The organism is Methylobacterium sp. 1A, assembly GCF_058072805.1.
In genome coordinates this window covers 553,882-570,980 of the sequence record NZ_JBYQVE010000002.1, presented here as the reverse complement: position 1 = coordinate 570,980, position 17,099 = coordinate 553,882, and the positions used below count along the sequence as shown (strand labels likewise).

The 17,099-nt window shown below is 75.8% G+C and carries 18 protein-coding genes and 3 pseudogenes; 17 read left to right on the top strand and 4 right to left on the bottom strand.

The features are described 5' to 3' along the window. The first annotated feature begins 9 nt into the window (after window positions 1–9). The 4 genes and pseudogenes from ACX9MN_RS22945 to ACX9MN_RS22930 all read left to right on the top strand — a co-directional run bounded on the left by ACX9MN_RS22945 (window position 10) and on the right by ACX9MN_RS22930 (window position 1,594). Window positions 10–420: a phage major tail protein, TP901-1 family gene (locus ACX9MN_RS22945; protein ID WP_489725541.1), complete on the top strand. Its 411-nt coding sequence runs from the start codon at window positions 10–12 to the stop codon at window positions 418–420. A 5-nt stretch (window positions 421–425) separates the two neighbouring features. After that, a complete protein-coding gene (locus tag ACX9MN_RS22940) occupies window positions 426–788 on the top strand; it encodes a gene transfer agent family protein (protein WP_091977854.1) in 363 nt (120 codons plus the stop codon). 53 nt (window positions 789–841) lie between these two features. Beyond that, window positions 842–1,006 (top strand): annotated as a pseudogene (locus ACX9MN_RS22935) (phage tail assembly chaperone); the annotation flags it as partial. 9 nt (window positions 1,007–1,015) lie between these two features. Then, window positions 1,016–1,594, top strand: a complete 579-nt coding sequence (locus ACX9MN_RS22930) for a phage tail tape measure protein (protein ID WP_489725540.1) — start codon at window positions 1,016–1,018, stop codon at window positions 1,592–1,594. Between the two features lie 40 nt (window positions 1,595–1,634). Here the strand turns inward: ACX9MN_RS22930 and ACX9MN_RS22925 are convergent, their stop codons facing one another. Next, complete coding sequence (locus ACX9MN_RS22925) at window positions 1,635–2,552, bottom strand: TauD/TfdA dioxygenase family protein (RefSeq protein WP_091926465.1); 918 nt, start codon at window positions 2,550–2,552, stop codon at window positions 1,635–1,637. Window positions 2,553–2,942: 390 nt separating this feature from the next. Here ACX9MN_RS22925 and ACX9MN_RS22920 point away from each other — a divergent pair, with 390 nt between their 5' ends. Genes ACX9MN_RS22920 through ACX9MN_RS22910 form a run of 3 tightly spaced genes read left to right on the top strand, consistent with a single transcriptional unit; the run spans window position 2,943 to window position 5,019 of the window. Beyond that, window positions 2,943–3,584: a phage distal tail protein, Rcc01695 family gene (locus ACX9MN_RS22920; protein ID WP_489725539.1), complete on the top strand. Its 642-nt coding sequence runs from the start codon at window positions 2,943–2,945 to the stop codon at window positions 3,582–3,584. 14 nt (window positions 3,585–3,598) lie between these two features. Beyond that, on the top strand, window positions 3,599–4,474 hold the full coding sequence (locus tag ACX9MN_RS22915) for a DUF2163 domain-containing protein (RefSeq protein ID WP_489725538.1): 876 nt from the start codon (window positions 3,599–3,601) through the stop codon (window positions 4,472–4,474). After that, window positions 4,471–5,019 carry a C40 family peptidase gene (locus ACX9MN_RS22910; RefSeq protein ID WP_489725537.1) on the top strand — a complete coding sequence of 183 codons (549 nt, stop codon included), beginning with the start codon at window positions 4,471–4,473 and terminating at the stop codon, window positions 5,017–5,019. The genes ACX9MN_RS22915 and ACX9MN_RS22910 overlap by 4 nt, the downstream gene beginning before the upstream one ends. On the opposite strand, the gene ACX9MN_RS22905 is transcribed toward ACX9MN_RS22910, so the two are convergent. Both ACX9MN_RS22905 and ACX9MN_RS22900 read right to left on the bottom strand, forming a co-directional pair. Then, window positions 4,950–5,234 carry an addiction module antidote protein gene (locus ACX9MN_RS22905; RefSeq protein WP_489725536.1) on the bottom strand — a complete coding sequence of 95 codons (285 nt, stop codon included), beginning with the start codon at window positions 5,232–5,234 and terminating at the stop codon, window positions 4,950–4,952. The genes ACX9MN_RS22910 and ACX9MN_RS22905 overlap by 70 nt on opposite strands. A gap of 8 nt (window positions 5,235–5,242) precedes the next feature. Beyond that, window positions 5,243–5,536 (bottom strand): annotated as a pseudogene (locus ACX9MN_RS22900) (type II toxin-antitoxin system RelE/ParE family toxin); the annotation flags it as partial. A 74-nt stretch (window positions 5,537–5,610) separates the two neighbouring features. Between ACX9MN_RS22900 and ACX9MN_RS22895 the strand changes: the two are divergent. Continuing rightward, window positions 5,611–9,514, top strand: a pseudogene (locus tag ACX9MN_RS22895) (baseplate multidomain protein megatron). A 31-nt stretch (window positions 9,515–9,545) separates the two neighbouring features. Beyond that, window positions 9,546–10,802, top strand: a complete 1,257-nt coding sequence (locus ACX9MN_RS22890; RefSeq protein WP_489725535.1) for a DUF2793 domain-containing protein — start codon at window positions 9,546–9,548, stop codon at window positions 10,800–10,802. Between the two features lie 37 nt (window positions 10,803–10,839). Here ACX9MN_RS22890 and ACX9MN_RS22885 read toward each other — a convergent pair whose 3' ends face one another. Next, complete coding sequence (locus ACX9MN_RS22885) at window positions 10,840–11,400, bottom strand: GDSL-type esterase/lipase family protein (RefSeq protein ID WP_489725534.1); 561 nt, start codon at window positions 11,398–11,400, stop codon at window positions 10,840–10,842. 249 nt (window positions 11,401–11,649) lie between these two features. On the opposite strand from ACX9MN_RS22885, the gene ACX9MN_RS22880 reads away from it, so the two are divergent. The 8 genes from ACX9MN_RS22880 to ACX9MN_RS22845 all read left to right on the top strand — a co-directional run bounded on the left by ACX9MN_RS22880 (window position 11,650) and on the right by ACX9MN_RS22845 (window position 17,071). After that, a complete protein-coding gene (locus ACX9MN_RS22880; RefSeq protein WP_489725533.1) occupies window positions 11,650–11,985 on the top strand; it encodes a phage tail tip lysozyme in 336 nt (111 codons plus the stop codon). A gap of 60 nt (window positions 11,986–12,045) precedes the next feature. After that, window positions 12,046–12,579, top strand: coding sequence for a hypothetical protein (locus ACX9MN_RS22875; protein ID WP_049961863.1), 534 nt, complete (start codon window positions 12,046–12,048; stop codon window positions 12,577–12,579). Between the two features lie 54 nt (window positions 12,580–12,633). After that, window positions 12,634–12,978, top strand: coding sequence for a hypothetical protein (locus ACX9MN_RS22870; RefSeq protein ID WP_091979245.1), 345 nt, complete (start codon window positions 12,634–12,636; stop codon window positions 12,976–12,978). A gap of 1 nt (window position 12,979) precedes the next feature. After that, a complete protein-coding gene (locus ACX9MN_RS22865; protein ID WP_489725532.1) occupies window positions 12,980–13,198 on the top strand; it encodes a hypothetical protein in 219 nt (72 codons plus the stop codon). Between the two features lie 197 nt (window positions 13,199–13,395). Continuing rightward, window positions 13,396–13,767: a PepSY domain-containing protein gene (locus ACX9MN_RS22860; protein WP_020090901.1), complete on the top strand. Its 372-nt coding sequence runs from the start codon at window positions 13,396–13,398 to the stop codon at window positions 13,765–13,767. A gap of 35 nt (window positions 13,768–13,802) precedes the next feature. After that, entirely contained in the window at window positions 13,803–14,480 is a 678-nt protein-coding gene (locus ACX9MN_RS22855) for a response regulator transcription factor (RefSeq protein WP_012321897.1), read from the top strand. Next, window positions 14,477–15,637 carry a 2-methylaconitate cis-trans isomerase PrpF family protein gene (locus tag ACX9MN_RS22850; protein ID WP_234081930.1) on the top strand — a complete coding sequence of 387 codons (1,161 nt, stop codon included), beginning with the start codon at window positions 14,477–14,479 and terminating at the stop codon, window positions 15,635–15,637. The genes ACX9MN_RS22855 and ACX9MN_RS22850 overlap by 4 nt, the downstream gene beginning before the upstream one ends. A 15-nt stretch (window positions 15,638–15,652) precedes the next feature. After that, entirely contained in the window at window positions 15,653–17,071 is a 1,419-nt protein-coding gene (locus tag ACX9MN_RS22845) for an ATP-binding protein (protein ID WP_020090899.1), read from the top strand. Window positions 17,072–17,099 lie beyond the last annotated feature (28 nt).

The following is a 17,099-nucleotide window of genomic DNA, read 5'->3' as shown; positions in this document are numbered from 1 at the left end:
AGGGTGCCGATGGGCGCGCAGAAGGGCAAGGACCTGCTGATCCGGGCCGGCGACGGTGCGGGCGGCTTCGCGGCGGTGGCGGGCCTGCGCAGCCGCCAGATCACCCTCAACGCCGAGACCGTCGACGTCACCAACGCCGATTCCGCCGGGCGCTGGCGCGAGCTGCTCGCCGGGGCCGGGGTGCGGCGGGCCGCGATCGCCGGCTCGGGCGTGTTCCGCGACCAGGCCTCGGACGCGCGCCTGCGCCTGCTGTTCTTCGGGGGCGCGGTCGAGGTGTTCCAGATCGTGATCCCGGCCTTCGGGATCCTGGAGGGGCCGTTCCAGATCGCGAGCCTGGAGTACCGGGGCGACCATGCCGGTGAGGTCACCTTCGACATGAGCCTCGAATCCGGCGGCGCGCTCGCCTTCGCGGCGGTCTGAGCGCCGTGGCCAACCGGATCCGCGGCGAGGTGCCGCTCACCCTCGGCGGGCGGCGCTACACGCTCTGCCTCACCCTCGGCGCGCTCGCCGAGCTGGAGACCGCGCTCCAGGCCGGCGACCTCGCGGGCCTCGCCGCGCGCTTCGCCGGCGGGCGCGTCTCGGCCCGCGACCTGATCGCCCTCCTGGGCGTCGCCCTGCGGGGCGGCGGCCACGACCTCGACGACGCGGCGGTGGCGCGGCTTCCGCTGGCGGGCGGGCTCGACGCCGTCTCGGCCGCCCTGGGCGACGTCCTGGCGGCGGCCTTCGGGGAAGCGCCGGGCGGGGAGGCGGCGGGTGGGGAGGCGCCGGGCCCGGCAAACCCTCCCTAGGGCCGGACGCGGACAAGCCGCCGCGTCCGGCCCCGGGCCGCTTCCCCTGGGACGACGCCCTCTCCCTCGGCCTCGGCGCGCTGGGTTGGCGGCCCCGCGATTTCTGGTCGGCGACCCCGCGGGAGTTCGCCGCGGCGCTCGGCCGGCGCGCCGGCCCGGAGCCCCTGTCCCGCGCCGCCTTCGCGCGGCTCCTCGCCGCCCATCCCGACCCACCGTGAGGCACCGCCATGGCCGAGACCGACCCGCAGGCCGACCCGCTGTCCGACGACCGGATCCGGCAGCTCGAGACCCTGGACCGGCTGGCGCAGAGCTTCGGCCGCAGCCTCGACACCGCCCTGACCCGCGGGGCCGCGTCCGGCCGCAGCCTCGACGGCGTGCTCGGCACCATCGGGGCGCGCCTCGCCGGCGTGGCGGCGCGGGCTACGGCCGGGCCGATCCAGTCGGGCCTCACGGGCCTGATCGGCGCGATGCTGGGCTCCGGCGCGGAGACGGGCTTCGCCCGCGGGGGCGTGTTCCGGGGCGGCCGCGTCCAGCCCTTCGCCGCCGGCGGCGTCGTGGCCGCGCCGACCTACTTCCCCATGGCGGGCGGCGCCGGCCTCATGGGCGAGGCCGGCCCGGAGGCGATCCTCCCCCTCGGCCGCGGGCCGGACGGTCGCCTCGGCGTGGCCGCGGGCGGCGCCGCGGCGCGGCCGGTCTCCGTGACGGTCAACATCGCGACCCCCGATCCGGGCGCCTTCCGCCGCTCCGAGGCGCAGGTGACCGCGAGCCTCGCCCGGGCGGTGGCGCGCGGCCAGCGGGCGACGTGACGGCGGCCGGCACGGCCGACGCGCGGCGGCCCGTCGAGGGTCACGCCGCCCTGCGCGCCTCCGTCTCCCGCGCCCGGCTGGTGCGGCCGTCGACGCTCACCGGCGCGACGCCCTGGATCGTCACGCGTCGGACCACGCGGGGCGCCTCGCCGTAATCGTCCACCGCCCGGTGGACCGTGGCGCGGTTGTCCCAGATCGCCACGTCGCCCGTCCGCCACGACCAGCGCACCGTGTTCTCGGGCCGGGTCGCGTGGTCGTGGAAGATCGCCAGCAGGTGCTGCGAATCCGCGGTGGTCAGGCCCAGGATCCGCTGGATGAAGTGGCCGACGATCAGCGAGCGCTCCCCGGTCTCCGGGTGGACGTGGACCAGCGGGTGCTCGGTCTCGAACACGGTCCTGGTGAACACCTCGTCGTAGCGCCGCCGCCCGGCCTCCGACACGTTCACCCGGCCGCCGACATAGTCGTAGACGTTCGAGTGCAGCGCCCAGAGCTTGTCGGCGAGGTCGCGCAGGGGCTCGGGCAGGTCCGCGTAGGCCGCCGCCGTGTTGGCCCAGAGCGTGTCGCCGCCGTGGGGCGGCAGCGTCACGGCCCGCAGGATCGAGAGCGCCGGGTAGGCCGGCACGAAGGTCACGTCGGTGTGCCAGGAACTCGCCCGCTCGCCCCGGCTGCCGTCGATGTCGAGGATGCCCGCCGTGCCGGCGAGGGAGGGCACGGTCGGATGCGGGACGAGGTCGCCGAGGCGCCGGCCGAACGCCTCCTGCCCGGCCTCGTCGAGGTCCTGGTCGCGGAAGAACACCACCTTGTGGGTGTTCAGCGCCTGCCGGATCGCCGCGACCGTCCCGTCGTCCAAGTCTCCCGAGAGGGCGACGCCGCGGATCTCCGCGCCGATGCGGCCGGCGACGCGGCGGATGTCGAGGGCGGGGGCGGATGCGTGCAGGGGCTGGGGGATGGCGCTCATCGGAAGGTTTCCCTGGCAGAACGGCGCCGCGTCGTGCGGATCGCGCGGTGAACCGAGATGTGCGGATTGAGAGGACTTCGGAGAACATCCGCTTCGGTGCGGCGATCTTCGATCACCTGCCGTCCCGTGTCGATGAACGGCGCTTTTGATTTTCCGGCGTCTCTCGGAAGACTTTTTTCAGCTGCTCCGATCCGGCAGCGATACCGTTCCCCGGGCGCCGCGCGGGATCTGCGGCCCGGCCTCCGTCCTCGCGGGCGGAGCGAAGCGATCCCGGAGCGCCACGGTCACGGATGTCGCGCTGCCCTGGGTCGCGTCGCTGCGCTCGCGATGACGGTGACGCCCCGGAAGACCGGCGCGGCCCTGTCGCCACCCGAACCGGAGAGGCCCGTCATGGCCGACGACTTCCACGAGGTGCTGTTCCCCCTCGACGTTTCCCTGCGCGCCGGCGGGGGTCCGCAGCGGCTCACCGAGATCGTGACCCTGGCCTCGGGCCGGGAGCACCGGAACGGCCGCTGGGCCGATTCCCGCCGCCGCTACGAGGCCGGCTTCGGGATGCGCGGCCTCGACGCGCTGCACGCCGTGCTGGCCTTCTTCGAGGAGCGGCGCGGGCGGCTCTACGGATTCCGGTTCCGCGACCGGGTCGACGACCGCTCCGGGCCGCCCGGCCGGCCGACCGATCCCCTCGACCAGCCGCTCGGCACCGGCGACGGGGTCACCGCCACCTTTCCGCTGGTGAAGACCTACGGCGTCGGCTTCGCGCCCTACCGCCGCCGGATCGCCAAGCCGGTAGCCGGCAGCGTCCGTGTGGCGGTGGCGGGCCGGGAGGTCGAGTCCGGCGCCTTCGCGTGCGACCCGACGACCGGCCTCGTCACCTTCGCGGCGGGCCGCGTCCCGCCGCCCGGCGCCGCCGTGACGGCGGGCTTCGCCTTCGACGTGCCGGTCCGGTTCGACACCGACGCGCTGACCATCGACCTCGCCGCCTTCACGGCCGGGGAGATCCCGAAGGTGCCGCTCGTCGAGATCGTGCCCTGAGGAGGCGTGACGCCATGCGCGACATCCCGGAGGCCTTCGCGGCCCATCTCGCGGGGGGCGTGACCACCCTGTGCCGCTGCTGGTCCCTGCGGCGGCGGGACGGGGCGACCCTCGGTTTCACCGACCACGATCGCGACCTCACCGTCGCGGGCCTCGTCCACGCCGCCCGGACCGGGCTGGAGGCGGCCGAGGCCAGTGCCGAGCTCGGCTTCGCGGTCTCGGGCGGCGACGTGGCGGGAGCGCTCAGCGGCCTCGGGCTCACCGAGGCCGACATCGCCGGCGGCCTCTACGACGGTGCCGCCGTGGAGACCTGGCTGGTCGACTGGAGCAGCCCCGAGACCCGGCTCCTCCTCGACGTCGCCACGATCGGCGAGGTGCGCCGGGACGGCGACGCCTTCGTGGCGGAGCTGCGCGGCCTCGCGCACCGGCTCGGCGCCGAGCGGGGCCGCACCTACCGGGCGACCTGCGGCGCCGATCTCGGCGATGCCCGATGCCGGGTGGACCGCGCCGCGTGGACGACGGCCGGCCGGGTGAGCGGCGTCCCGGAGCCGGCCACGCTCGCGGCGGCGCTCGCCGGGTCCTTCGCGGACGGCCTGTTCACCGGCGGGCGCCTGACCTGGACGACGGGCGCCAATGCCGGGCTCGCGGCGGACGTGCGCCTCCAGCTCGGGCCGCTGATCGAGCTCTGGACGGTGCCGCCCCGGCCGGTCGCCGCCGGCGACGGGTTCAGCCTGACGGCCGGGTGCGACAAGCGCCTCGCCACCTGCCGCGACCGCTTCGCCAACGCGGTCAATTTCCAGGGCTTCCCGCACATGCCCGGCAACGACTCGGTCATGCGGGCGGTCCCCGGCTCGGACCCCATCCTCGACGGCGGGAGTCTCTACCGATGAGCGCGCTGCGGCGCGAGATCGGCCGAGAGATCGGTGTTGCGGCGCTCGGCGAGGCGCGGCTCTGGCTGGGCACGCCCTACCGCCACCAGGCGTCGCTGCGCGGCGTGGGCTGCGACTGCCTGGGCCTGCTGCGCGGGATCTGGCGCGGGCTCTACGGCGCCGAGCCGGAGGTGCCGCCGCCCTATTCCGGCACCTGGGCGGAATCGGCCGCGCCCGGGACCGACCCGCTCACCGAGGCGGCCGCCCGCCACCTCGTGCCGGTGCCCGGACCCCTGGCGGACCTGGCGCCGCGGCCGGGCGACGTCCTGCTCTTCGCCTTCCGCCGCCACCTGCCGGCCCGCCACTGCGCCATCGCCACCGGCGCCGGCGCGATGATCCACGCCCACGACGGGGCCGCCGTCACCGAGGTCGCGCTCACCGGATGGTGGCGGCGGCACGCGACGGGGGTGTTCCGGTTTCCGGCGCGCTGCGGCGCCTACGAGGAACGCGTCGATACGGTGAGCTTGACGCCGAGCACGTCCATGATCTTGCGGACCGTCTCGTAGCGGAGCTTCGAGCCCGGCGTCAGCGCCTTGTAGAGGCTCTCCCGACCGACACCCGCTTCCCGGGCGATCTGCGCCATGCCGCGTGCCTTCGCGACATCGCCCAGGGCCGCGATGAACAGGTCGGGGTCGGGGTCGTCGAGCGCCGCCGCCAGGTATTCGGCAATCGCCTCCTCACTGTCGAGGAATTCCGAGGCGTCGAACGGTGTGAAACGCATCGGGTGATTCCGTCGAGAGAGGAGGCCATGGATTTGGTCCTCTGAATGTCCCGGGTCTGGCTGGACTTATCGCCGCCGCACAGGAGCAGGTACGTTACCTCGCCGCGTCGGACATAGTACACGCGAAAGCCCGGGCCATACGGGATCCGCATCTCGAACACACCTGCCCCGACCGGTTCGGCATCCCCGAAATTGCCGAGCCCCGCGCTGCGGATACGTGCCGCGATGCGCGCCCTGGCGCGGTGATCCTTCAGGCCCGTGAGCCAAGTCCGGACGGTGTCGGACAGCAGGATCGTCGTCACCGGTCGAACGTATCCGATCGGATACGGACCGGCAACCCGTCCACGCGATACCGCCATCAGATCCGGAGCCCGCCATGGCGACGCTGATCCTGTCCTCGGCCGGCGCGGCGGTCGGCACCGCCCTCGGAGGCCCGATCGGCGGCCTGGTCGGGCGCGCGCTCGGCTCCGTCGCGGGCGCGGCCCTCGGCGGCGCCCTGTCGGGGTCCGGGCGGCACGCGCGCTTCGTCGAGGGGCCGCGGCTCGCCGACGTGGCCGGGGTCACCTCCACCGAGGGCGATCCGATCCCGCGGGTCTACGGGCGGGCGCGGATCGGCGGCACCCTGATCTGGGCGACCCGACCGCTGGAGGTCGCCAACACCACCGTCGCCCGCGCGGCCGCGCCCGCCAAGGGCCTGGGCGGGCTCGCGGGCGGCCCGAGGACCGTCACCACCCGCTACAGCTACTTCGCCAACCTCGCGGTCGGGCTGTGCGAGGGCGAGATCGCCTGCGTCCGCCGGATCTGGGCGGACGGGCGGGAGATCGACCAGGCCGGCCTGACCCTGCGGGTCCATACCGGCGGCCCCGGCCAGGAGCCGGACCCGCTGATCGTCGCCAAGGAGGGCGCGGAGAACGCGCCCGCCTATCGCGGCCTCGCCTACGCGGTGTTCGAGAACCTCGCCCTCGCGGCCTTCGGCAACCGCGTCCCGCAATTCGCCTTCGAGGTGATCCGCCCGGTCAACGGCCTGTTCGACCGCGTGCGCGCCGTCGACCTGATCCCCGGCGCCAGCGAGTTCGGCCTCGATCCGGACCGCGTCACGGTCGATCTCGGGCTCGGCCGCACCGAGGCCGCCAACCGGCACCAGCTCCAGCGCGGCACCGACGTGATCGCCTCCCTCGACGCGCTCCAGGCGCTGTGCCCGAATCTGCGCCGGGTTGCCGTGGTGGCGACGTGGTTCGGCACCGACCTGCGGGCGGGATCCTGCCGGGTCGTGCCCAAGGTCGAGGCCGCCGACAAGCGCGCCCGGCCGGAGGATTGGCGCGTCGCCGGGATCGCCCGCGACCGGGCCGAGACGGTCTCGACCCTGCCGGACGGCAGCCCGGCCTACGGCGGCACGCCGGCGGATGCGGGCCTGACCCGGCTGATCGCCGAGCTGGCGCGCCGGGGGCTGGCGGTGTCGCTCTACCCGTTCGTCATGATGGACGTGCCGGCCGGCAACGCGCTCCCCGATCCGCACGCCCCCGGCGCCGCGCAGCCCGCCTATCCCTGGCGCGGCCGCATCACCTGCGATCCGGCCCCCGGCCTTCCGGGGAGCCCGGACGGGACCGCCGCGGCCGACGCGCAGGTCGCGGCCTTCTTCGCGGGTGGCTACCGCGACGCGGTCCTGCACTACGCCGGCCTCGCGGCCGGCTGGGCGGCCTCGGGCACGCCCCTCGCGGCCTTCGTGATCGGCAGCGAGCTCGTCGGCCTGACCCGGGTGCGCGGCGCGGCCGGCTACCCGGCGGTGCGGGCCCTGCGCGGCCTCGCCGCCGCGCTCCGCGACCGCCTCGGCCCGGCCGTCACCCTGGTCTACGCGGCGGACTGGACCGAGTACGGCGCCCATGTGGGCGACGGCGGCGCCACCGTCCGCTTCCCCCTCGACGACCTGTTCGCCGACCCGCATATCGGCGCCGTCGGGATCGACTGGTACCCGCCCGTCTCCGACTGGCGCGACCACCCGGACCACGCCGACCTCGCGGTGACGGGCGACATCGCCGACCGGGCCTATCTGAAGGCCCGGGGCGCGTCCGGCGAGGCCTTCGACTGGTACTACGCCGACGCGGCCGACCGCGCCGCCCAGGCCCGCCGGCCGATCACCGACGGCGCCGCCGGCAAGCCCTGGATCTACCGGGCCAAGGACCTCGTCGCGTGGTGGTCGAGCCCGCACGTGGAGCGCGACGGCGGCGTCGAGACCCGCACCACCGCCTGGGTGCCGGCCGCCAAGCCGATCTGGCTCACCGAGATCGGCGTTCCGGCGGTGGACAAGGGCACCAACGGCCCCAACGTCTTCCCGGACCCGAAATCGTCCGAGAGCGCCTTCCCGCCGGAATCCCGCGCCCTGCGCGACGAGCTGATCCAGCTCCGCGGGCTGGAGGCCGTGATCGCGCGGTTCGACCCGGCCGTGCCGGGCTTCCGGGAAGCCGACAACCCGGTCTCGCCGGTCTACGGCGGCCGCATGGTCGATCCCGACGGGATCTTCGTCTGGGCCTGGGACGCGCGGCCCTTCCCGGCCTTCCCGACGGTGCGCGGCGTCTGGGCCGACGCCGCCAACTGGCGGGTCGGCCACTGGATCACCGGCCGGATCGAGGGCTGCGACCTCGACCTGCTGGTCCAGCGGATCCTCGCGGATTTCGGGTTCGACGCGCCGGTCTCCGTGGAGGCCGCCGCCTATCTCGACGGCTACGTGATCGACCGGCCGCTCACGGCGCGCGGCGCCCTGGAGACCCTGGCGGAGGTCTACGGCCTCGACGTCTCGGCGGTGGCCGGGACCCTGCGGCTGCGCGGTCCCCGGCGCGACCGGCCCGTGATCCTGGCCGAGACCGACCTCGTCCGGCTGTCGGAGGAGCGGCCAGTCCTGCACCAGGTCCGGGCCGAGGAGAGCGCCCTGCCGCGCTCCGTGGACCTCGGGATCACCGATTCCGAGAGCCCGGATTACCGGCGCGCCGCGGCCTCGGCCGTGCGGCCCGCCGGCCTGCGGCGGCGCGAGACCCGGATCGAGGCGGCGATCGTCACCCGCCGGGAGACCGCCGACGGCTTGGCCGAGGCGCTGCTCGACCGGCTGATCGCGGCCCGCGACACCGCGGTGTTCACGCTGAGCCCGCGCCGGGTCGAGCTGGAGCCCGGCGACCTCCTGGCGGTCCCGGCCGACGTGCCCGGCGGCGCGGTCCTGCGCCGGATCGACCGGATCGACGACGCGCCCACGGGCCGCCGGATCGAGGCGAGCGGCGTGCCGCCCCGGGCGGGGCCCGGGCGCGGGCTGCCCCGCGCGATGGCCCAGGCGGCGGTGGCGCCGCCCGCCTTTCCCGGACCGCCGCTCGCCCTGGCCCTCGACCTGCCGGTCGACCGCGGCGACCCCACGGTCCTTCAGTCCTGCGCGGTGGCGGCCGAGCCCTGGCCCGGCGCGGTCGCGATCTGGCGCGCCGCGGGCGACGGGCCGCTCGCCCTGCACCGCCTCGTCGACTACCCGGCCTGCCTCGGGCGCACCCTGTCGGCGCTGCCGCCCGGCCCGCTCTGGCGGATCCAGCGGGGCGCGCATCTCGACGTCGCCCTGCGGCGCGGCGCTGGCCTCGATCGGGGCGGGCGCGATGCTAGCCGGGGGCAACCTGTTCGCCCTGCTCGGTGCGGACGGGACCGTGGAACTGCTCGGCGCCGCGTCCGCGGTCCTGACCGGGCCCGACACCTACCGGCTGTCCGGCTTCCTGCGCGGGCTCGCGGGCAGCGAGGCGGCGGCGGGGCGGGTCTGCCCGGCGGGGAGCCTGATCGTGCGCCTCGACGACGGCGCCGTGGCGCCCCTGGTCGACCGGCTGGACGAGGTCGGCCGCGCGTTCCGCTACCGGATCGGGCCGGCGGATCGCGACCCGGCCGACCCGGCCTTCGCCGAGATCACCGCCACGGCCGGCGTCGCGGCGCTGACGCCGCTGCGGCCGGTCCACCTGCGGGCGCGGCGCGCGGCGGACGGGGTGCGGCTCTCGTGGATCCGGCGGGCCCGCCGCGACGGCGACGCCTGGGAGCCGGCCGAGATCCCGCTCGACGAGCGAGAGGTCTACGCGGTGACGGTGTTCTCGGCCGCCGGCACGGCCCTGCGCACGCTCCGGGCCGAGGCCCAGCACTGCCTCTACGCGGACGAGGCGGCCGATTTCGGCGACGCCCAGACGCATCTCGACGTCGCGGTGGCGCAGATCGGTCTCGTCGCCGGCCCCGGACCCGCCCGCCGCGCCCGTATCCCCGTCCACTCGGCCTGACCGCTCGACCTGACCGCCCGGGAGCCGCCCCATGTCCGACGCCACGCCCCATCTCGGCTTGCCGCTGATCGCCGCGAGCCAGGCGCAGAAGCACGTGACCCACAACGAGGCGCTCGGCCTGCTCGACGCGCTCGTCCAGCTCGCCTGCCTGGACAAGGATCTCGCCGCACCGCCGCCGGGCCCCGCGGAGGGCGACCGCTACCTCGTGGCCGCCGCCGAGCCCGGGGGCGCCTGGGCGGGGCTCGCGGGCCAGGTGGTGCGCTACGCCGACGGGGTCTGGACCGGCGCCGCACCGCGGGCCGGCTGGCTCGCCTGGCTGATCGACGAGGCCGACCTCTACGTCTTCGACGGCGCGGCCTGGACGAGCCTCCGCCGCGCGCTGACCGCGCTCCAGAGCGTCGGCCGCCTCGGGATCAACACGGCGGCCGACGCCACCAACCGCCTCGCGGTGAAGTCCGATTCCGCGCTCCTGACCTGGGACGACGCCACGCCGGGCACCGGCGACATGCGGGTCTTCGTCAACCGGAAATCCGCCGCCCGCGACGCCGCCCTGGTCTTCGAGACCGGCTACGCGGCGCGGGCGCTGCTGGGCACCCTCGGGAGCGACGACTTCACCCTGAAGGTCTCGCCCGACGGCGCCGCCTTCGCCACGGCGCTCACCGCCTCGGCGCGGACCGGCGGGATCGACTTCGCCTCGGCCGAGACCGCCCTCGCGGCCGCCCCCACCACCGACCTCGGCGCGGCCGGCACCCGGCGGGTGCTCGTCACCGGCGCGGCCCGGATCGCGAGCTTCGGCGCCGCCGCCGACCGGGAGCGGTTCGTGCGCTTCTCGGGCGCCGCGACCCTGGTCCACGATCCCGAAGTGCTGGTGCTGCCGACCCGCGCCGATCTCGTGACGGCCGCCGACGACACCTGCATCGCCACCTCGGACGCGGCGGGCCGCTGGCGCGTGCGCCATTATCAGCGCGCCGACGGGACGCCGCTCGCGACCGGCGCGCAGGTTCTCGGCGCGAACGGGTCGGTGCGGCTCCCGGGCGGCCTGATCGCGCAATGGGGGCTCGTCACCGCCGCCGACGCGGATGTCGCGGTGGCGTTCGGCATCGCCTTCCCCGGGAGCTGCCTCGGCGTCTGGGCGCAGCCGGTCGCCGGCGCCGGCGACGCGCTCCACGCCGCGCAGGTCAGCGACGTGGCGGCCACCGGGTTCACGCTCCGCACCCGCCGCGCGACGGCGGGCGCGGTGGCGGGGGTCGGGTCGGTGCCGACCTACTGGCTGGCGCTGGGCGCGTGAGCGCCGCGGATCCGCAGGCGGCGCCTCGCGGCCGCTCTCAGTCCGGGGCCGCGCCGAGGGCCCGGAGCATCGCCGGCTCCACGGCCGCGTAGCCCGCCCCGTTGAGGTGGATGCCGTCGTCGGTGAAGTCCCGCCGGAGCGCCCCCGCCTCCGTGGCGAGCGGCGGCCCGTAATCGACGAGGCGGGCCGGGCCCGCCGCGCAGTAGGCGCGCAGCCACTCGTTCAGGGCGCGGATCCGCGCCACCGGCCGCAGCTCGGGGCGCCAGCCCCAGAAGTCGCTCGGCATCACGGTGCCGATCGTGAGCGGCAGCCCGGCCGCGAAGGCCATCCGCCCCATGGCCAGGATGTTCCCGGCGATCGCCCGGTCCGGCACCGGGCCGCCGATCTCCGCGATGTCGTTGATCCCGCAGAGCAGATGCACGCCCCGGGCGCCGACCGTGTCCCGCAGGAAGCGCGCCCGGATCTGCACGCTCGTCTCGCCCGGGACGCCCCGGGCCACGAAGCCGTGGCGCGCGAAGGTCTCGGCCCGCACTGCGCCCCAGGCGGCGGTGATCGAGTCGCCGATGAACACGAGCGGCCGGTCCTGTCCGCGTCCCACGCTTCCCCCTCGGCGCCGCCCACGGCGCGGGCCGCCTTAGCCCGGCGCGCCCGGGGAGGCCAGTTTCCGGAGCACGCCCATGCCGCCTCCCGTTCCGGCCGCGCAGGAGCCCTTCGCCGCCGCCTGCCGCCGGCTCGGCCCGCGGCTGATGCGCGATCTCGGCCTGAGCGACGTCCAGGCCGCCGGCCTGCTCGGCAATCTCGGCATGAGACCGGCGGGTTCCGCCATCTCCAGGAGGTCGCCCCCGCAGTGCCGGGCTCCCGCGGCGGCTGGGGGCTCGCCCAGTGGACCGGGCCCCGGCGCGTCGCCATGGAGGCGTGGTGCCGGGCGCGCGGCCGCGATCCCGCCGACCCCGAGGCGGGCTACGGCTACCTCTGCGCCGAGCTGCGCGGTCCCGAGGCGCCGGCCCTCGCGGCCCTGCGGGCCACCACCACCCTCGCTGCCGCCACCGAGGCGGTCTGGCGCCGCTACGAGCGGCCCGGCGTCGTGGCGCCCGCGCGCCGCCTCGCCTGGGCCCGCCGGGCCCTCGCCGCCCTGCGCGACGGTCCCGCCGCGATGCCGGCTCAGCCGCCGGGCCGGCCCTGACCCGTCGTCACCCGATCCCGAGCCGGCCGGGTCCGCCGCGCGCTGAGAAGGAGTACCACGATGATGCACCCGATCCGGGCGGCCGTCGCCCTGGCCGTCACCGGCCTGCCGCTCGCCGCCCTCGCCGGGCCGGCCGGCGGTGCCGCGCCCGCCGTTACTCCCGTCGCCGGCCTGCTGCCGTGGGGCGACTGGCTCTCCGGCCTGCTCCAGCCGGTGACGGCCGCGCTCGTTCCGCTCGCCGCCGCCGCCGTCACCGCCGGCATCGCCCGGGTCGCGCCCTGGGCCGCCTCGGTGCTCACCCGCGACCGGATCGAGGCCGCGATCCGCGCCGGGGCCGAGTTCGGCCAGAACGCCGTGGCCGGGGCCGCCCGGGGCCGGACCGTCAGCGCCGACCTCGGCGCCGCGGTGGTGGCTGCCGGCGCCCGGCACGTGCTCGCCACCGCCCCCGCGCACGTCGTGCGGAAGGCGGGCGGCCCCGAGGGCGTGGCCGCGCGGATCTTCCGGGCGCTGCCCCTCGATCCGCAGGCGAGCGCCGCCAACGTCCTCGCCCCGGCGCTCGCGCAGCTGCGCGGGGCGGACAAGCACCCGGCCTGAGGCCGGGCATCGCCGCTTCGGCGGCGCGGGGGCCGTGAAACAGGGATCGTCACCATGAAGCCCCTCCGCACCGAGGCACGGCAATCCGCGCCCCCCCAGGACGCCGAGGGCGCGGGGGTCGCCCTCGGCGGGCGGCCCCGGACGATCCGCTTCCCGCCCGTCTGGCACGCGTGGTTCGCCCGGCAGTCCGAGCCGCGCCTCGCCGCCCTCGACGAGCTGGTCGACGCGCATCTCGAGCGCCGCGCGCTGCGCCGCTACCTGCGCCGGCTCAAGCACGCGACGGTGCTCGCCTTCGTCGCCGCGGCGGCGGCCGCGCACTGGTTCTCCGACCAGGTCGCGTGGCTCGCCGCGCATATCCCGGCCCTGCGGGCCCTCTGGAAGCTGCTAACGGGAGGGTGAGATGCGCCTGCTCTGGGACAGGGTTCTCGACCGGGCGTGGCTCGGCCTGGCGGCCGCCGCGGCGGTGACGGTCGCCGTCCACGAGGGTGCGGCGGTCGGCCGGCTTGCCTGGACGCTGGGGTCCGGCGGCGCCGCGCAGGCCGCGCCCGCGGGAGCCGGCCGGGCCGGGCCGCCAGCCCGCGCCGCGGCCTGCGGTCCCGCCCCGGCGCCGTTACCGTGAGACCGGCCGCGGCGCCTGTGGGAAGCGGCGCGCGGCGTGGAACCGGGCGCCGCCTCGGCCGTCATGTCCGCACGATGCCGCCCGCCACCGAATCGACCGCGAAGGGACTGTCCGGACCGCCGCCGACGACCGCCGGGGGCGACGCACGGCCACGTATTCAGGACGCATTCAGTGCCCTGGGCTCACATCGTCTGCCAATGCGCTACGCCATCGCCCTCGTCGCCATCAGCCTGACCGCCGCGGCCCTCGCCGCGGGCGGCCTCGGCTCCATGGCCGACGACGGGCCGGCCCCCCAGACGGGCGCGGTGTCGAGCCAGCCGCCGCTGCGGATCGAGAGCTGCCTGTCCCCCGCGGACCTGCGCGAGGAGGTCGGCGAGCGCCGGGTGATCCCGCCGGTCGCGGCGATCCGCGCGGCCCGGACAGTGATCCCCCGCGCCGAGATCCAGCGGGCGAGCCTCTGCCGTCACGCGGACGGCCTCGTCTACATGCTCACCGCCTTGCGCCGCGACGGGCATTTCGTGCACGTGATCGTCGACGCGCGCACCGGCACCGTGGCGGGACAGTATTGAGCGGGCGCGGGGACCGTTTCGGAGGGGAGTGAGCCGTGCGTCTGCTGGTCGTGGAGGATGACAAGGACATCAACCGGCAGGTCGTGGCCGCGCTGGAGGAGGCCGGCTACGTCGCCGACAAGGCCTATGACGGCGAGGAGGGCGGCTATCTCGGCGAGAGCGAGCCCTACGACGCCATCATCCTCGACATGGGCCTGCCCAAGGCCGACGGCGTCACCGTGCTGCAGAAGTGGCGCCGGGCCGGCGTGAAGACCCCGGTGATCATCCTCACGGCCCGGGACCGCTGGTCCGACAAGGTCGACGGCTTCGACGCCGGCGCCGACGACTACGTCACCAAGCCCTTCCACATGGAGGAGCTGATGGCCCGGGTGCGCGCCCTGCTGCGCCGCGCCGCCGGCCACGCCACCAGCCAGATCGCCTGCGGGCCGGTGACCCTCGACACCCGCTCCGGCAAGGTCTTCGTCGACGGCGCCCAGGTGAAGCTGACGAGCCACGAGTACCGGCTGCTCTCCTACCTGATGCACCATACCGGCCGGGTGGTCTCCCGCGCCGAACTGACCGAGCACCTCTACGACCAGGATTTCGACCGCGACTCGAACACGATCGAGGTGTTCGTGGGCCGCCTGCGCAAGAAGCTCGCGGTGGACCTGATCCAGACCGTGCGCGGCCTCGGCTACCTCGTGGACCCCAACCAGCCGCCGGCGCGGATGTGAGCGCGGCCGCGCGTTCCGGCACGCTGCCGGCCGTCTTCATGCGCGGCGGCACCAGCAAGGCGCTGATGCTGCACCGCCGGGACGTGCCGGGGGATCTCGCCGCCTGGGAGCCGGCCTTCCTCTCCACCATGGACAGCCCCGACCCGTTCGGGCGGCAGCTCAACGGCATGGGCGGGGGCGTCTCGTCGGTGTCGAAGATCTGCGTGGTGGAGCGCTCCGCGCGGCCGGACGCCGACATCGACTACACCTTCGTGCAGGTCGTGGTCCGGGACGGCCGCATCGACCTCTCGGGCAATTGCGGCAACATGCTCGCCGCCGTGGGGCCGTTCGCGGTCGACGAGGGGCTCGTCGACGTCCCGGACGGCCCGGTGCGGCTGCGGATCTTCAACACTAACACGCGCAAGCTGATCGTGGCGGGCTTCGCGGCCGCGGGCGGCCGCAGCGTCTACCGCGGCGACCTCGCGATCCCCGGCGTCACCGGCACGGGCGCGCCGATCCAGCTCGACTTCTTGGATCCGGGCGGCGCCACGACCGGCCGGCTGCTCCCGACCGGCGCCGTCCGTCAGTGGCTCGACGTGCCGGGCCTCGGCGCGATCGAGGCCTCGCTGATCGACGCCGCCAATGCCTGCGTGTTCGTCCGCGCCGCCGATCTCGGCCTCGCCGGCACCGAGCTGCCCGCCGCCCTGGAGGCCGTGCCGGGCCTCCTCGACCGGCTGGCGCGGATCCGCCGGGCCGGCTCCGTGGCGATGGGCATCGCGCCCGATCTCGAGGCGGCGGCGCGCGTCGTCCACGTGCCCTTCGTCGGCCTCGTGGCGCCGCCGCAGGATTCCGGCAGCCTCTCCGGCGCCACGATCCGCGCCGCCGAGACCGACCTGACCGCCCGGGTCATCTCGAACGGCGTGCCGCACCAGGCGCTGCCGCTCACCGCCACCCTGTGCCTCGCGGTCGCCGCCCGGCTCGAAGGCAGCCTCGTCCACGAGGCCGCGCGCCCCACCGAAGCGGTCCTGCGGGTCGGCATGCCGTCGGGCATCCTCACCGCCGACGCCGCCGTGACCCGCGGGGCCGACGGCTGGCGGGCCGAGCGCGGCGCCTTCTTCCGCACGGCGCGCCCGCTGATGCGCGGCGCGGTGTTCTACGATGCGCCGCCGCACGTCTGAGCGACCGACGCATCCATGATCGACCTCATCGGCCTCTTCTCCCTGCGCCGCCGCTCCATCGCGGTGCGGCTCGCCGTGTCGGCGTTCCTCTCGAGCTCCGCGATCCTGCTGATCGCGGCCTGGATCCTCACGACCCTCTACCGCGAGAACACCGAGCGCTCCTTCGACAGCCGGCTCCTCGTCTTCGCCAACAATCTCGCCACCGACCTCGTCTCGCCCAACGACCCCGAGAGCCGGACCTTCTCGCTCGGCGACCCGCGCTTCGACCTGCCCCTGTCCGGCTGGTACTGGCAGGTCGGCAAGCCCGACGCGAAGCCGCGCGACGTGCGCACCTCGCGCTCCCTCGTGGGCGTGCCGCTGCCGGCCGCGACCGATTCCGACGGGAAAGTCGGGGTCGGGCAGATCCGCCAGGGCTACGGCAAGGGGCAGGACGGACGCCTCCTGCGCATCATGGAGCGCGACGTCGATCTCGGCGAGGAGGGCCGCTACACGGTCCGGGTCGCGGGCCCCGCCGACGAGATCGTCAACGACGTCGACCGGTTCCGGAACTCGCTGACCATCACCTTCGGCCTGCTCGGCCTGTCGCTTGCGATCACCACGCTGCTGCAGATCCGCTTCGGCCTCGCGCCCCTCAAGAAGATGCGCGCCGCGCTCGGCGCCGTCCGCCGGGGCGAGGCCGACCGCATCACCGGCACCTATCCCCGCGACATCGCGCCGCTCACCGGCGAGGTGAACCTCCTGATCGAGACCAACCGCGAGATCCTGGAGCGCGCCCGCACCCAGGTGGGCAACCTCGCCCACGCCCTGAAGACGCCGCTCTCGATCATCGTCAACGAGGTCGGGGCCTCCGACGCCCCCGAGGAACTCGCGCAGAAGATCCGCGAGCAGGCTGCGGTAATGCGCGATCAGGTCAACTACCACCTCGACCGGGCCCGCGCCGCGGCGCTCGCCGGCACGCTCGGCACCTCCACGGAGGTCGAGCCGGCGCTCGCCGGCCTCGTGCGCACCTTCGGGAAGATCTACCGGGACAAGGACATCGCCTACGACGTCCACGTCCCGCCGGGCCTGCGCTTCCGCGGCGAGCGCCAGGATTTCGAGGAGATGGTCGGCAACCTCGTCGACAACGCGTCCAAGTGGGCCCACGGGCGGGTGGCGATCCGGGCCGAGGCGGTGAGCAAGGACGATTATCCCCACCTCGTCGTCGCCATCGAGGATGACGGTCCGGGCCTGCCGCCGGAGGCCCGGCAGGCCGTGCTCGGCCGGGGGCGCCGCCTCGACGAATCGAAGCCCGGCTCGGGACTCGGCCTGTCGATCGTGGCCGACCTCGCCGCCCTGTACCGGGGGCGCTTCACCCTGGAGCAGGCGGCGCTCGGCGGCCTGCGCGCGGTGCTGGAGGTGCCGGGGGACCTGCCGGTCGGCACGGCCGCCCACTGAGGCCGTCGGACGCGTCCGGGCACGTCCG